Raw genomic sequence first — 14,825 nt, forward strand, 5'->3', positions numbered from 1 at the left:
CGCTGCCCTTCGTTATGGACACCGATCCCGAGGCGGCGCTGGCGCTGGAACGGGATGACCAGGGTCGGCTGGTGCTGGTCGGTGACGAGGCCCGTTATGGCAAGCCGCTGTGGGTGGACTTCGTCGGTGGGCGAGCCGGCCACCGACGGCGTTTCGGCGGCGGGCGCGGTCAACTGGTGGCTCGGGCCTGTGGTCTGGCCAAGGGCGTCACCCCGAGCATCATCGATGCCACCGCGGGTCTAGGCCGTGACGCCTTCGTGCTGGCGAGCCTGGGCGCCGAGGTGCTGCTGATCGAGCGGGTAGCCGCGATTGCGGCCCTGCTGGATGACGGCCTCCGGCGTGCCCGGGAGGATAGCGACACTCAGGAAGCGGCGGCGCACATGCACCTTGCCCACGGCGACAGCAGTCGTGAGCTTGGCGCCATCGTGGCAGCGGCCGGGGTAGCCCCGGAGGTGATCCACTTGGACCCGATGTTCCCCCACCGCGACAAGTCGGCCCTGGTCAAGAAGGAGATGCGGCTGTTTCGCGAGTTGGCGGGGGACGATGACGATGCACCGCGGCTATTGGAAGCGGCGCTGGACGTCGCCAGCCACCGCGTGGTGGTCAAGCGTCCGCGCAAGGCGCCTGCCATAGCAGGCCCCGAGCCGAGGCATCGACTCGAGGAGAAGACCAGCCGCTACGACATCTACGTGCACCGCTCGCTCAAGGCTGAGCGCTGACCTCCGAGGGAGTCTCGATGGCCTCCTCGCGGTGACGGCTGATCAACGCCAGCCGCCGTCGCAGCGAGGCGTCGAGCAGGCGTGAGGCCCGCTGGGCCGCGCGCTTGAGGCACTCGTCGAAGTGCAGCCGGTCCTGCTCGAGCCACACCCAGCCTTCCTGTTCCAGGGTATCGATCAGGGTCTCGAACAGCTTGGGGTCGAAGAACTCCGGTGCCTCGCGACCGCTGAGCAGTCCAAGGCGTTCCGACAGCGCACGCGAGCGCTCCTTCAGGGTGGCCCGGTCCAGTGCCCCCGATCCGGATCGCAGCAGCACCTCGATCAGCAGGGCGTTGCGCTCCAGCGATGGCTGGATCATGCGGCCGATCAGCTCGAGGCGTTCTCGGCCTTCGAGGCTTTCCACCGGCGTAAAGCCTTCGCCATGGCGCTCCAGCAGCCCCAGGTCCACCTGGACGGCAAGAATGGCCGCGAGGCGTTCCTTCATGTCCGCGCTTTCATCGACACAGAACTCCCGGGCCAGCGGTGGCCAAAGCGGCGTCAACAGGTCGCAGAGTTCGTGGAGGGTGCGTTGGTGGCGGCTGCGAAAGGCGAAGGCGACCAGCGCCGGCAGGGCGAACAGGTGCAGCACGTTGTTGCGATACCAGGCCAGCAGTGCCGCTTGCTCGGGCGTGGCGCTAACGATGTCACCAAGGCTATGGGCGTGGCGCTCGACCATGTCCAGGTCCACCGCCCTGGCGATGCAGGCTTCCGGAGACTCGTCGGGCAGACTGGGTCTTTCGCCGCAGGCGGGGCTGTCGGCCAGGCGACAGAGCAGGGCGAGCTGGTCGGTCAGGGTGGCGTACTCCAGGGCGCGGTGCGGCGACGAGAGTAGCGCTAGGCCTGTCAGGTTGATGGCATTCAGCGCCGCCACCCGGTTGATGCGCCGGGTCAGGGATCTGCCAAGCGTGGTGACCGTCGGTGCCAGCCAGTCGGGTCGCGGCGACTCGTCGTCTCGCCAGCCGGGGGCGTGGCTATCGAGAAAGCCCCCGATGGGCAGCGGCTCGCCGATATTGACCGATACCCGGCCGTAGGGCTCGCGCAGACGTCCGAGCACCCGCAGCAGATCCAGCGGGGACTCCTTGCGCTTCTTGCCACCGCCCAGTTCGCGCTGGTAGCTGGAGTTCTCGAGAATACGCTCGTAGCCGATATAGACCGGAACAAAGACCATCGGCCGCTCGTCGACCCGCTGGCAGCGCAGGAAGGACCGCAGTGTCATCGCCAGCATGCCGGGACGAGGCGTGAGCATGCGACCGCTGCGGGAACGACCGCCTTCGATGAAGTACTCCATCGGATAGCCCCGGGCCAGCAGGCGGTGCAGATATTCGTTGAACACCGCGCCGTAGAGGCGGTTGTCGCGAAAGCTGCGACGCAGGAAGAAGGCGCCACCACGTCTCAGCAAAGGGCCGATCAACGGCATGTCAAGGTTGCGTCCTGCGGCGATGTGGGGCGGCATCAAGCCTTCGCGGTAGAGCACGTAGGACAGCAGCAGGTAGTCGATATGGCTGCGGTGGCAGGGCACGTAGATCAGGGTGTGATCCTCGGCCAGGGCCTTGACCTCTTCCAGACCATTGACGTCGACGCCGTCGTAGAGCCGGTTCCACAGGCGCTTCAAGGCGCCGGCCAGAAAGCGCAGCACCGGATAGGTCATGTTGGCCGCGATCTCGTAGCCATAGCGTCTGGCGCGTCGCTTGAGTCGTTTGCGTGAGCTGGGCTTCTCTGCCAGTTGGTCGATCTCCCGACGCACCTCGTCGCTTGCCACCACTCCCTGAATCATCGTGCTGCGGTGCGACAGGTCCGGCCCCAGCACCCGCGTACGCACCCGGCGAAAGTGTACCCGCAACAGCCTTGCCGCCTTGCGGTTGGTGCGTGGGGCGTCACCGTCATGCAGTTCTTCGAGGTGCAGCGGGGCGCCGAACTGGATTTCCACGTCGCGGCCGTTGACCAGCACCGACAGCGCTCGCCGCAGTCGTCCGGTCAGGCGCCAGCTGTCCGCTGCCAGCAGATGCCAGAGGCCGAAGTCCTTGCCCGGGGCTCGCCCCCAGAACACACTGACGGGCACCAGCTGTATCCGGGTGTCGCTGGTGATCAGCTCGGTGAAGGGCGCGACACCGGTGGCTTGGCCCGGCCACAGCCGGAACCGGCGTGCCGGCAGCGCCACGCAGCGCGGCAGGTTGCTGTCGGGCAGCGCCAACCGGCCACGCGCCTGGGGCAGGCCATGACGTTGGCAGTAGCTGTCCAGCAGCAGGGCGTCGCTCAGCGAGGGGCGCGGTAGCACATAGAGCGTCGGTAGCTGCGGATCCAGCGCCAGTTTATCCGGCGTCGGTTCCGCCAGCCGAACCTCGGTCCACAGTTCGATGAGTCGGCGCAGCGGTGCGCGAAGCATGCCAGGCATAGCAATTCCGTTGTTCGGGGCAGTAGGCGAGGACCGTCTGCGGGCCATCCATGTCGTGCCGTCAGTATAACGATCGGGTAGGGTGGCGCCATGATCTGCTTGATATCCGGTTGATATGACACCGCCAGGGAGACGTGCAGCATGACCACCGCGTGGCGACAGCATAATCGCGTCGATCTATTGCCGGAGGCCGATCGCTTCCTGCCGGCGCTGTTCGAGGCGGTGGCCGAGGCCCGTCAAAGCGTGCTGATCGAACTTTATCTGATGGAGTCCGGCGAACTGGCCGACCGCGTCATCGAGGCGCTGGTGGCCGCATCGCAGCGCGGCGTCGCCGTCTATCTACTGTTGGACGGTTTCGGCGCCATGGGGCTTTCAGGCCAGGATAGAGAACGCCTGGTCGCATCCGGCGTGTGGTTGCGGGACTTCAACCCGCTGGGCTGGCACTCGCTGGGACGCAACGTCAGTCGTGATCATCGCAAGCTGGTGGTGGTGGACCAGCGCCTGGCCTTTACCGGGGGCTTTGGCGCCGTCGATGAGTTCCTGGCGGCCTGGTTCGAGGTGGCCGTGCGTGTCGAGGGCCCGGTGGTGGACGACTGGGTGGCACTGTTTGCCCAGGTGTGGAACTCGCCGTTGACCAGAGGCGCCCCGCAGGCACCGGCGCTGCCGTCGTCGAGTGGCGAGAGGCGCCATGACCCTGGAGTCAGGGCACGGGTGATCTGGGGACGGGGTTACCGCTTTCAGGCCATTCGCCACTCACTGCAGGAGCGAATCGCCCGCGCCGAACGGCGCCTGTGGCTGTGTACGCCCTACTTTGTGCCCACCCTGGGGCTGAGGCTCAGGCTGCAGCGCGCGGCGCGCAAGGGCCGTGACGTGCGCCTGCTGCTGCCAGGACGGGACCACGACCATCCCGGTATCCGCTACGCCGGGCAGCGCTTCTACTCTCGGTTGCTGCGGGCAGGGGTGCGCATCTACGAGTTCCAGCCAAGCTTCATCCACGCCAAGTTTGTGGTCGCCGATGACTGGGTCAGCCTGGGTTCCTGCAACTTCGACCACTGGAGCTTGCAGTGGAACCTCGAGGCCAATCAGGAGGTCGAGGACGCCGTCCTGGCCGACGAGGTCGCGGCGCTGTTCGAGCGCAATTTCGCGGCGAGTCGGGAGATCACCCGGGAAAGCTGGGCGCGCCGCTCCTGGTGGGCCAGGATCAGGACCTGGCTGTACGGCACCCTTGATGGCTGGCTGACCCGCTTGCGCTGAGGCGCCGGCTATCGCTTGCTCCGGTGCTGACCAGCGCCTGGCCTGTGACGCGCTATCGCTTGGCCTGTTATTCGCTAGCGCTTGGCCTGTTATTCGCTATCGCTTGCCTTTGGGGCCTTTGGCCTGGGGTCTGCCCTGGCCGCTCTTGCTCTTGTTGCCTTGCCCCTTGTTGCCTTGCCCCTTGTTGCCATGACCCTTGTGGCCTGCCTTGCCACCCCTGCCGCCGGCTGGCGCCTTGCCACGGGGCTTGGGCTTGGGGGTGTCCGGCGGTACCCGGAAGTGCAGGTACAGATCCAGCACCAGTTCCGGCAACTGACCGACCAGGCGCTCGAGTCGCTCGCCTTCCCCGGCCAGATCGGCCATGTCGGGCTCGTCAGCGAACAGTCCCGACAGCGCCATGAAGGGCAACAGCAGTGTGGCCACGGTTTCTTCATCGCCCTCGAACCAGGCGCCCTCGTCGAGGAAGACGCCTTCCATGAAGCCGGCACACCAGTCGCCGATGGGCGTCTCTTCCGCCGCCATGCCGTCCAGCGTCAGCTCGAAGGGCAGTTCGGGAAGACCGCCGCCTTCCAGCACGCCGATGGCGTTGGTCCTGAGCTGCTCGAGCAGGCCCAGGATGATGTCCCGTTCCTGGTCGCTTTCGAACTCGGGGGTGCCGTGAAACAGCTCCGCGACCCAGGCGGCAGCCTCGACATCCCGCGGCGCCACCGCCAGCGCGACCAGGAAGCCGTGGGCGCCGATCAGGTCCAGCGCATCGGGACCGGCGCGCTCCTCGAGAAAGTCATCGAGCAGGTCCAGAGCGTCGTCTTCGAGCAAGGGGAGGGGGAGCGGCGTTTCGGCGTCGGACATGGGGCGCTCACTTGGCGAGGGGATGACTGGACGGTGGTCTTTACCGTCCCCGTTCGAGGCGGCATTCTAGCACTCCTTTACCTACTCTGACTGCGTCATGACCTCGACCCGGCCATCAATTCGCCCGCGCGCTCGCGGTGACTCTCCCGCCCCGGTGTTGCCCGACGTCGACGACGCCTGGCTTCAGTCACTCGACGTCGCCGCCCTGCGCCAGGCGCTGATGGCAAGAGTCGCGGAGGCGGTGGCGCTGTGTCGTGACTATCATCCTGGGCTGCCGGAGCCGAAGGTGTGGTGCGATCTGCGCGGCAAGGGCGCAGGGCAGGCCCACTTCGGTCGCGGCGGACTGCGCTTCAATGGCCAGCTGCTGGAAGAGAACCGCCACGCCTTCTTCACCGAGGTGGTGCCCCACGAGGTGGCCCACTGGCTGGTCTGGCACCTGGAAGATGGGCCTACCTTTCGCCCCCATGGCAGGGAGTGGCAGACCGTCATGCTCAGGCTGTTCGGCCTGGCCCCCCGGGTCACCCATCGCTTCGATACCGCCCGCTCGAGCCCTGTCCCGTATCGCTATCGCTGCGCCTGTCGCGAGCACGGATTCTCGGCACGGCGCCATGCCAACGCCCAGGCCGGTCAGGAGTATCGCTGCCGGCACTGTCGTGGCCGACTGTGCCTGGTTGGGAAGAAGTGCTGAAATTTGAGCTTAAGCTCTTGTTATAAAATAAAAAAATAGTCATACCAATGTCTAAGGGGAAACCCTGGCCTGGCGACGTTATGCTGGCTGTCAGGTTATTCGCGCCGGTCGGTCTCTCTTATTCAGGCGGCTGGCTCTTCACTTCGATGGGTATCCAAGGACAGAGCACCATGAGCGATCATCAGCACGTCTATCCGGTTTCCGATGCGTTTGCCAAGACCGCCTGGGCCGACAAGGCCACCTACGACAAGCTCTACCGGCAGTCGGTGGAAGATCCCGAGGGCTTCTGGAAGGAGCAGGCCGCACGCCTTGACTGGATCAAGCCGCCGCAGACCATCAAGTCGGTATCCTTCGCCAGCGACAATGTCGATATCCGCTGGTTCGAGGATGGCACCCTCAACGTGGCGGCCAACTGCCTGGATCGACACCTCGACAAGCGTGGCGACAAGCCGGCGATCATCTGGGAAGGGGACGATCCGAACGAATCTTCGGTGATCACCTACCGCGAGCTGTACGAGCGTACCTGCCAGCTGGCCAACGCCCTGAAGTCCATGGGGATCGGCAAGGGTGACACCGTGACCCTGTACATGCCGATGATCCCGGAAGCCGCCATGGCCATGCTGGCCTGCGCCCGTATCGGTGCGGTGCACTCGGTGGTGTTCGGCGGCTTTTCTCCCGACGCCCTGGCACAGCGGGTCAAGGACGCAGCCTCACGGGTCATCATCACCGCCGACCAGTCCGTACGCGGTGGCAAGCAGGTACCGCTGAAGGACAACGTCGACGCTGCACTGACCCGTGATGGCACCGATGTGGCCGAGAAGGTGCTGGTAGTCAAGCGTACCGGCGGTGACATCGAATGGCACGAGGGACGTGACGTCTGGTACCACGACGCAGTGGCCGACCAGGACACCGACTGCCCCGCCGAAGAGATGGGCGCCGAGGATCCGCTGTTCATCCTGTATACCTCCGGCTCCACCGGTACCCCCAAGGGGCTCAAGCACACCACCGGCGGCTACCTGACCTACGCCAGCCTCACCCACCAGTACGTGTTCGACTATCACGAGGACGAGGTCTACTGGTGCACCGCGGACGTGGGCTGGGTCACCGGCCACAGCTACATCGTCTATGGGCCCCTGGCCAACGGTGCGGTGACCCTGATGTTCGAGGGGGTGCCGAGCTATCCGACCCACGGGCGGATGGGCGAGATCGTCGACAAGCACAAGGTCAATATTCTCTACACCGCCCCCACCGCGGTGCGCGCCCTGATGGCCCACGGCGACAAGGTGATGGACTCCAGCTCTCGGGATAGCCTGCGCCTGCTTGGCTCGGTGGGCGAGCCGATCAACCCCGAGGCCTGGGAGTGGTTCTACCGGGTGATCGGCAACAGCAAATGCCCGATCGTCGATACCTGGTGGCAGACCGAGACCGGCGGCATCATGATCACCCCGTTGCCCGGTGCCATCGACCAGAAGCCGGGCTCCGCGACCTTGCCGTTCTTCGGTGTGCAGCCGGCGCTGGTGGACAACGAAGGCAAACGCCTCGAGGGCGCCACCGACGGCAATCTGGTCATCCTCGATTCCTGGCCGGGACAGGCGCGCTCCATCTGGAACAATCACGAGCGCTTTATCCAGACCTACTTCTCCACCTACGAGGGGACTTACTTCACCGGTGACGGCTGTCGCCGTGACGAGGACGGCTACTACTGGATCACCGGCCGGGTGGACGACGTCCTCAACGTGTCCGGTCACCGCATGGGCACCGCCGAGATCGAGTCCTCGCTGGTGGCACACTCAGCGGTGGCCGAGGCCGCCGTGGTGGGCTTCCCCCATGACATCAAGGGTCAGGGTATCTATATCTACGTGACCCTCAACGACGAGGCCGAACCCACCGACGAGCTCAAGAAGGAACTGACCCAGTGGGTGCGCAAGGACATCGGCCCGATCGCCTCGCCGGATCATATCCAGTGGGCACCGGGACTGCCCAAGACCCGCTCGGGCAAGATCATGCGCCGGATTCTGCGCAAGATTGCCGCCAATGAGTGTGATGGCCTCGGCGACACCAGTACCCTGGCCGATCCTTCGGTGGTCGAGGATCTGATCGAGCACCGCGCCGCCAAGTAAGGCTCATGGCGTAACAGCAGGTCCCGCGGGCCGGCTGCCGGAAACTTCCGGCGCCGGCCCGTTTTTGCATAGTGACGGAGGCCGCAGAGTCGGCACCACGGGTAGCCGTTGAGGATGCTTGCGTCAGGGCGCTTGGGAAAGCCGGCAACCATGGGGTAACATGCTGTGCAAACAAGCGTCTTGCGTTGCGGCGTCCAGGCCTGACACGCTGCATCGGAATCCGGAGGAGAGTCCATGGCCTTTGCCCAGAAATTCATCGTAGCCGATGATCATCCGCTGTTCCGTGCCGCCCTGACGCAGGCGCTTCGCCAGCTCGCGCCCCAGGCCGAAATCATCGAGGCCGACACCATGGAGGCCACCTCGGACGTGGTCATTCGCCACCCCGACGCGGACCTGATCCTGCTCGATCTGCACATGCCTGGAGCCCACGGCTTCTCCGGGCTGATCCAGCTGCGTGGTCAGACCCCGGATGTGCCGGTGGCGGTGGTATCCGGCAGCGATGAAGTGCACGTCGTGCGCCGCGCCATCGACTACGGTGCCTCGGGGTTCATTCCCAAGTCCTCGTCGCTGGCGTTGATCGCCGAGGCGGTGGGCGAGATCCTCGACGGCGAAGTGTGGCTGCCGGAAGAGATGGCCGACGCCCTGGGTGAGGCCAACGAGGAAGAGGCGCGCTTTGCCGAGGCCATCGCCTCGCTGACGCCTCAGCAGTTCCGCGTACTCAACATGTTGACCGAAGGCCTGCTCAACAAGCAGATCGCCTACGAGCTGAACGTCTCCGAGGCCACCATCAAGGCCCACGTGACCGCCATCCTCAGAAAGCTGGGCGTGCACTCGCGCACCCAGGCGGTGATCGCCGCCCAGAAGCTCGAGGTCGAGCCACCCAAGGTCGAATCCTGACGCGGTTGCTTGCGCATCGACGACACCCCGCCCAGGCGGGGTGTCGTGGTTCTGGGGCTTGCGACACCGCCGCGCCAGCGGGGGCCCAGTCCTAAGCTGGCGCCGGCCCTGGTGGCAGCCAGCCGGTGTTCATTCGACGTCGTCCGGCAGCACCAGCCGGTCATGGCGGCCCATCAGAAAATCCTGATTCATTGCCAGCGCCTCGCGCAGGAAGTCCCACAGCAGACGCACCCGGGCAAGCTGGCGCTGCTCCTGCCGGGCGGTGATCCAGAACTGACGCACCACCGATACTTCGTCCTCCAGCAGCGGCATCAGCCCGTCTCTTCCCGCCGTCATGAAGCACGGCAGAATGCCCAGGCCTGCGCCGCTCTCGGTGGCCATCATCTGGGTCGTCACGCTGGTGCTGCGAAGCGCAAAGTGGGTCTGCTGCGCCTGTTGCACCTGCGGCGACAGTAGCGGATCCAGGTAGCTGAGCTGCTCGCTGAACAACAGGTCGTCCACGTAGCCGATCAGCGGATGTGTGCCCAGCTGGGCAAGCTGCGGCGGTGCCCCGTGGCGCTCGACGTAGTGCCTGGCCGCGTAGAGCTTGAGCCGGTAGTCGCACAGTCGCGAGGTGACCAGACCGGGGTTGCCCGGTCGTTCGATGGTGATCGCCAGGTCTGCTTCATGGCGGCTGAGATTGACTACGCGAGGCAGCGCCAGCAGGTCCAGGGTGAGGCCGGGATGACGCCGGCAGAAGGCGCTGAGCAGCGGGGCCACCACCCAGGTCCCGAAGCCTTCGGTCACGCCAAGTCGGATCTGGCCCTCCAGGCGCAGGTTCTGATCGGTCAGGCTGTCGGCGGCCTCGTCGGCGTGTCGAGCCATCTGTTCCGCGTGGCTCTTCAGACGTTCGCCGGCGGGAGTCAGGCGGTAGCCGTGGGTGCTGCGTTCGAACAACTGGGTGTTGAGTCGCTGTTCGAAGCGGCGGGTTCGCCGCGACAGGGTCGAGTGGTCAACGCCCAGCCGTCGGGCGGCGTCGGACAGGCGGGCATGCCTGGCCACCTCGAGAAAGACCTGAAGGTCCTGCCAATCGAGCAAAATCACCTCCGCTGAGCGACGACGTCGTGGACTTCGATGTGTTTGTGGTTGTGCATCAGTGCACAAGCAATGTGCCTGGCTGGCCGTTGTTTGGCCATCCTACCTGTGTCTAGACTGGTCAGCATGGATAGCCGTGCCGTGGTGCACACCGCCACAGCGATCAAGGCGGCTGCTGGCATGGCAGTACGCCCAGTCCATCTCTTACGACGCCACGCTCATGCACAACGACAACAGCCGGAGCACGCCCATGTCAGTCCGCGAAATTCCCATGATCATCGATGGCCAGGCCGTCCCCTCGCAGTCCAGCGAATGGCGCGATGTGATCAATCCGGCGACCCAGCAAGTGGTCGCGCGGGTGCCGTTCTGTACCCTGGAGGAGGTCGACCGGGCCGTTGCCAGCGCCCATCAGGCCTTTGCCACCTGGCGCAAGGTGCCGCTGGCCAAGCGCATGCGCATCATGCTCAAGCTGCAGGCGCTGATTCGCGAGCATACCCCGGAGCTTGCCGCCCTGATCACCGAGGAGCACGGCAAGACCCTGCCCGACGCCGAAGGTGAAGTCGGTCGTGGTCTCGAGGTGGTCGAACACGCCTGCTCGATCACCTCGCTGCAACTGGGGGAGCTTGCCGAGAACGCCGCCAACGAGGTGGACGTCTACACCCTCAACCAGCCGCTGGGGGTAGGTGCCGGCATCACCGCCTTCAACTTCCCCATCATGTTGCCCTGTTTCATGTTCCCGTTGGCCATCGCCACCGGCAACACCTTCGTGCTGAAGCCCTCCGAACAGGACCCGAGCTCCACCCTGCGCCTGGTCGAGCTGGCGCTCGAGGCCGGTGTCCCCGCCGGTGTGCTCAACGTGGTGCATGGCGGGCCTGATGTCGCCAATCACCTGTGCGAGCACCCGGATATCAAGGCCATGTCGTTTATCGGGTCCACCCATGTCGGCACCCAGCTTTATCGCCGTGCCAGCGAGTCCGGCAAGCGCGCTCAAGCCATGATGGGCGCCAAGAACCACTGTGTCGTGATGCCGGATGCCAACCGCTCTCAGGCCATCAACAACCTGCTGGGGTCGGCCTTCGGCGCCGCCGGCCAGCGCTGCATGGCCAACTCGGTGGTGGTGCTGGTCGGCCAGGCCCGGGAGTGGCTCGAGGATATCGTCGAGGGGGCTCGCAACATGAAGGTGGGGCCGGGCACCGACCGCGAGGCGGATCTCGGGCCTCTGGTGTCACCGGCGGCCAAGGATCGTGTCGAAGGCTTGATCGCCAAGGGCGAACAGGAAGGCGCTCGGCTGCTGGTCGACGGACGTGGCTGCCAGGTCGAGGGCTACCCCGACGGCAACTTCGTCGGCCCAACCCTGTTCGCCGGCGTGACGGCGGACATGAGCATCTATCGTGAAGAGGTGTTCGGTCCGGTGCTGTGCGTGGTCGAGGTGGACACGCTGGACGAGGCCATCGCCTTCGTCAACGCCAACCCCAACGGCAATGGTACTTCCATCTTCACCAATTCCGGCTGGGTGGCGCGTCGCTTCGAGAGCGATATCGATGTCGGTCAGGTGGGCATCAATGTGCCGATCCCGGTGCCGGTGGCCTACTTCAGCTTTACCGGCTCGCGCGCCTCCAAGTTGGGTGACCTTGGCCCCAATGGCAAGCAGGCCATCAGCTTCTGGACCCAGACCAAGACGGTGACCGCGCGTTGGTTCGAACCGGAGAACGTCTCGAGCGGCATCAACAGCACCATCTCGCTCGGCTGATCCTGGGCCGAGCAGGCATGCTGGCGCAGCGGCCAGGTCCTGCCTGACTCGAGCTCTCCGGCCTGGCCCTGCTGCAGGCTGCGATGCCCCCGTCAAGGGGGCATCGTCGTTTTCGGCAGCGGCGACTCGGCATTCGATCAAAGTACCAGAGCGCCAGATTGACCTTTACGTTAACGTCAATGTATTGCCTGGCCCTTCTTCCATGCCCACGTCAGCCCGGAGCCCCCATGAGCCCCTCGATCAGCCCCTCGATCAGCCCATCTCTCAGCCGCTTTCCCGTCCCTGAATCTCTCGACGATCTGCCCGACGATATCCGAGACAGCATCCTGGCGGTTCAGGAGAAGGCGGGCTTCGTGCCAAATGTCTTCTTGATGCTGGCCCACCGACCGGCGGAGTTTCGCGCCTTCTTCGCCTATCATGATGCGCTGATGGAGCGTGAGTCCGATAGCCTGACCAAGGCCGAGAAGGAGATGATCGTGGTCGCCACCAGCGCCCGCAACCACTGCCTCTACTGCGTGGTGGCCCATGGTGCGCTGGTCAGGATCTACAGCAAGGATCCTCTGCTCGCCGACCAGGTGGCGGTCAACCATCGCAGTGCAGGCTTGAGCGAGCGACATCGCGTCATGCTGGACTTCGCGCTGCACTGCGCAATCGATCTGGGCGAGCTGACCGATGAGTGGGAGCAACGTCTGCAGGCGGTGGGGTTCAGCCGTGACGATATCTGGGATATCGGTGCGATCTGCGCCTTCTTTGGGCTGTCCAACCGCCTGGTGACCTTGACCGGGACGCCTCCCAACCCGGAATTCTATTTGATGGGCAGGGTGCCCAGGGACGCCTGATCTCAGCCCATCAGCTTCGACAGTGGTTGCTCTGCCAGATCGGCAAGCCAGTGAGTGAGGGCGGAGCGCTGGGCCGCATGAAGGACCAGGCCCACGGTGTCATCGCTGTCGGCGGGGGAGTCATCGTGGGGCAGGCTGACGGCGAAGTCGCCTTCTTCCAGGTGGAACTCGTGAATCTCGCGCAGGCCTACCGGGGTCTCGCAGCGAATCGAGCGGTAGCTGTCGTCTTCGCCATAGATGAGGCGATGGCAGACCTTGTAGCGTGTGTAGAGCGAGAGTCCGCCGGGGAAGGCCGGCCACTTCGCCGGGTGAAGGCGAATATCGCTATCCAGCGCCATGGCATTGGCCTCGGCGCTGGACAACGCCTCTTCCAGGGCCGGGGCGAGCAGTGGGCGTGACTGGGTGTGTGGTGCGGCGTTGATGAGGTCATGGGGGCGGTGGATGTCGGCGTCCCGGAAGTTCAGGGTGTGCTGTTCGCAGTCGCCGTTTTCCCAGCCATCGAGCAGTCGTAACGTCAGTCGGCCCTGGCGCATCGGCGCGAAGACCAGCAGATTGAGGGCCAGCAGTAGATGCAGGCGTCGCTCGCTGGTCTGGTTGTCGAAGGCGGTATAGGGCGAACTGAATAGCCGATGCAGGCGACCGGGCGCGTGTTCCTTGGCTTCATGGTAGGACATGGGGCATTTTCCTCGAGACCGTACGACAACCAGCACATGCCACCATCAGGACCTGGTCGAAGCAGGAGCGTCTGCCGAGCTTCCCGCATGCCCTGATCGAGGCTTTTTATTTTAGATCCAACTTTATTAGCAGAAATTTAAATTTTTATCGAGACAATGCCGAGCCAGGCGAGTGGAAGTCAGTGATCGTCACTCTGGGCGGCCGTTGAGCTGGTTGTCTTCTCTGCTGCCTGGGCGGGGGCTGGCAACGTCCTGGCTGAGGTCTTCGAGGCGGCCTCTGCGGCACTGCGCTTTCTGGCTTCCTTGTTGCGATACATCATGGCGTCGGCGGCGCGCAGCAGTTCTTCCTCGCGCAGGTAGTCTCGATCCCCGGTCTCGGCGACGCCCAGGCTGATCGAGAAGTTCGGGTACTTGCTCTGGAAGGCCAGTTCAATCTTGCTGCCGATGGTCTTGGCGCTCTTGGCGTCACAGTCTGGCAGGATACAGCAGAATTCATCCCCCCCGAGGCGGCAGCAGATGTCGCTGCTGCGGACCGTTTCACGCATGATCTGGCCGAAGGTGACGAGGATTTCATCACCCTTGTGGTGGCCGTGGGTATCGTTGATCTGCTTGAAGTCATCGATATCGCAGTAGATCAGGCTGACCAGCGAGTGACGTCGCTCGGCCATGCGGATCTCCCTGTTCAGGGCCTCGCTCATGCCTCGCTTGTTGAACAGCCCGGTGAGGGCGTCCTTTTCTGCGTAGGCGGCCAGCTCCTTGGTCTTCTCTTCCAGGTTGCGAGCGTAGAGCTCCATCCGGCGCTTGGCGCTGTGGACCTCGTTGAGCAGGGTATCGATATAGGTATCGAAGACCAGGGTGATATCGAAGTACATCAATTTGTCGAGGTTGTTCTTCGCCGACTTGGTCGCCTGCACGTCCTCGAGGTTCTCGTCGATGACGCGAAACAGGATTTCCTTGAGCGTGCGCATGGCGGCCAGAAACAGCTTGGGTTCGACGCCGATACGCTTGTGCACCAGACCGATGCGCAGCCGACTGTTGACGTATTCCGCGTCGTAGTAGCCGGTGAAGATGTCGAGGACGTACTGGCGCTGGGCCGAGCGCAGTCGCTGCAGGGTCTCGGAGTCGCCGATCAGCAGGCTGATCTCGTCGATCTCGGTCTGCCGCTCGTAGAACTCTTCGACGATGATCTCGATATGCTCGTTGATGAGGGGTTTGAGCGCTGCCAGATCGGCCAGGTCGGCTTCGTCGAGGCTCAGGAATTCCTTGCGACGCTGGATCTCGACCTCGCTGATGTGCATCTGTTCCAGCAGGGACTTGTCGATTGGCCTCATGGCAACTCTCACTGGATGGGTGCGACCACTGCGGAACGACATCGAGCCGTGCGGCCGCACCATGTCTTGAAGGCTACCTTCAAGATATATCGTGGATTGGAGACTCCTGCATCGCATTTTCGCGGTTTTACACGCAATTGACACACACCTATTCCACGCGGTGCGCGATCAAGTACACCATCCTAGGTATGCTGTGGATCTA

General features: G+C 64.4%; 12 protein-coding genes. 7 read left to right on the plus strand and 5 right to left on the minus strand.

What is annotated here, in order from left to right:
• Positions 1 to 14 precede the first annotated feature (14 nt).
• Entirely contained in the window at positions 15 to 719 is a 705-nt protein-coding gene (locus KUW00_RS21170; protein WP_213229948.1) for a class I SAM-dependent methyltransferase, read from the plus strand.
• Here the strand turns inward: KUW00_RS21170 and plsB are convergent.
• Entirely contained in the window at positions 703 to 3,147 is a 2,445-nt protein-coding gene (plsB, locus tag KUW00_RS21175; RefSeq protein WP_222570068.1) for a glycerol-3-phosphate 1-O-acyltransferase PlsB, read from the minus strand. The two genes, KUW00_RS21170 and plsB, sit on opposite strands and share 17 nt — an antisense overlap.
• Positions 3,148 to 3,288: 141 nt before the next feature.
• Between plsB and KUW00_RS21180 the strand changes: the two genes are divergently transcribed.
• Positions 3,289 to 4,401, plus strand: a complete 1,113-nt coding sequence (locus tag KUW00_RS21180; protein ID WP_222570069.1) for a phospholipase D-like domain-containing protein — start codon at positions 3,289 to 3,291, stop codon at positions 4,399 to 4,401.
• 96 nt (positions 4,402 to 4,497) lie between these two features.
• Here the strand turns inward: KUW00_RS21180 and KUW00_RS21185 are convergent, their stop codons facing one another.
• On the minus strand, positions 4,498 to 5,250 hold the full coding sequence (locus KUW00_RS21185; RefSeq protein WP_222570070.1) for a YecA family protein: 753 nt from the start codon (positions 5,248 to 5,250) through the stop codon (positions 4,498 to 4,500).
• 97 nt (positions 5,251 to 5,347) lie between these two features.
• Here KUW00_RS21185 and KUW00_RS21190 point away from each other — a divergent pair, with 97 nt between their 5' ends.
• The 3 genes from KUW00_RS21190 to KUW00_RS21200 all read left to right on the plus strand — a co-directional run bounded on the left by KUW00_RS21190 (position 5,348) and on the right by KUW00_RS21200 (position 8,955).
• Positions 5,348 to 5,938: a SprT-like domain-containing protein gene (locus KUW00_RS21190; RefSeq protein ID WP_222570071.1), complete on the plus strand. Its 591-nt coding sequence runs from the start codon at positions 5,348 to 5,350 to the stop codon at positions 5,936 to 5,938.
• A gap of 170 nt (positions 5,939 to 6,108) precedes the next feature.
• Positions 6,109 to 8,058, plus strand: coding sequence for an acetate--CoA ligase (acs, locus tag KUW00_RS21195; RefSeq protein WP_222570072.1), 1,950 nt, complete (start codon positions 6,109 to 6,111; stop codon positions 8,056 to 8,058).
• A gap of 234 nt (positions 8,059 to 8,292) precedes the next feature.
• Entirely contained in the window at positions 8,293 to 8,955 is a 663-nt protein-coding gene (locus KUW00_RS21200; protein ID WP_045992823.1) for a LuxR C-terminal-related transcriptional regulator, read from the plus strand.
• 129 nt (positions 8,956 to 9,084) lie between these two features.
• Here KUW00_RS21200 and KUW00_RS21205 read toward each other — a convergent pair whose 3' ends face one another.
• Complete coding sequence (locus KUW00_RS21205; RefSeq protein WP_222570073.1) at positions 9,085 to 10,032, minus strand: LysR family transcriptional regulator; 948 nt, start codon at positions 10,030 to 10,032, stop codon at positions 9,085 to 9,087.
• A gap of 247 nt (positions 10,033 to 10,279) precedes the next feature.
• On the opposite strand from KUW00_RS21205, the gene KUW00_RS21210 reads away from it, so the two are divergent.
• Entirely contained in the window at positions 10,280 to 11,779 is a 1,500-nt protein-coding gene (locus tag KUW00_RS21210; protein WP_045992821.1) for a CoA-acylating methylmalonate-semialdehyde dehydrogenase, read from the plus strand.
• Between the two features lie 227 nt (positions 11,780 to 12,006).
• A complete protein-coding gene (locus tag KUW00_RS21215) occupies positions 12,007 to 12,618 on the plus strand; it encodes a peroxidase-related enzyme (protein ID WP_261392296.1) in 612 nt (203 codons plus the stop codon).
• Between the two features lie 2 nt (positions 12,619 to 12,620).
• On the opposite strand, the gene KUW00_RS21220 is transcribed toward KUW00_RS21215, so the two are convergent.
• Entirely contained in the window at positions 12,621 to 13,292 is a 672-nt protein-coding gene (locus KUW00_RS21220; protein ID WP_222570074.1) for a hypothetical protein, read from the minus strand.
• A gap of 179 nt (positions 13,293 to 13,471) precedes the next feature.
• The gene (locus tag KUW00_RS21225; protein WP_181248598.1) at positions 13,472 to 14,623 is read right to left on the minus strand and encodes a diguanylate cyclase; all 1,152 of its coding nucleotides are present in this window, start codon (positions 14,621 to 14,623) and stop codon (positions 13,472 to 13,474) included.
• Positions 14,624 to 14,825 lie beyond the last annotated feature (202 nt).

The sequence above is a fragment of the Halomonas sp. DP5N14-9 genome (assembly GCF_019802175.1).
Taxonomy (GTDB): Bacteria; Pseudomonadota; Gammaproteobacteria; order Pseudomonadales; family Halomonadaceae; genus Halomonas; species Halomonas litopenaei.

Bases quoted from the DNA above. Each gene is read 5' to 3' on its own strand.
- KUW00_RS21170 (WP_213229948.1), top strand. From the start codon at position 15: ATGGACACCGATCCCGAGGCGGCGCTGGCGCTGGAACGGGATGACCAG.
- plsB (WP_222570068.1), bottom strand. From the start codon at position 3,147: ATGCCTGGCATGCTTCGCGCACCGCTGCGCCGACTCATCGAACTGTGG.
- KUW00_RS21180 (WP_222570069.1), top strand. From the start codon at position 3,289: ATGACCACCGCGTGGCGACAGCATAATCGCGTCGATCTATTGCCGGAG.
- KUW00_RS21185 (WP_222570070.1), bottom strand. From the start codon at position 5,250: ATGTCCGACGCCGAAACGCCGCTCCCCCTCCCCTTGCTCGAAGACGAC.
- KUW00_RS21190 (WP_222570071.1), top strand. From the start codon at position 5,348: ATGACCTCGACCCGGCCATCAATTCGCCCGCGCGCTCGCGGTGACTCT.
- acs (WP_222570072.1), top strand. From the start codon at position 6,109: ATGAGCGATCATCAGCACGTCTATCCGGTTTCCGATGCGTTTGCCAAG.
- KUW00_RS21200 (WP_045992823.1), top strand. From the start codon at position 8,293: ATGGCCTTTGCCCAGAAATTCATCGTAGCCGATGATCATCCGCTGTTC.
- KUW00_RS21210 (WP_045992821.1), top strand. From the start codon at position 10,280: ATGTCAGTCCGCGAAATTCCCATGATCATCGATGGCCAGGCCGTCCCC.
- KUW00_RS21215 (WP_261392296.1), top strand. From the start codon at position 12,007: ATGAGCCCCTCGATCAGCCCCTCGATCAGCCCATCTCTCAGCCGCTTT.
- KUW00_RS21220 (WP_222570074.1), bottom strand. From the start codon at position 13,292: ATGTCCTACCATGAAGCCAAGGAACACGCGCCCGGTCGCCTGCATCGG.
- KUW00_RS21225 (WP_181248598.1), bottom strand. From the start codon at position 14,623: ATGAGGCCAATCGACAAGTCCCTGCTGGAACAGATGCACATCAGCGAG.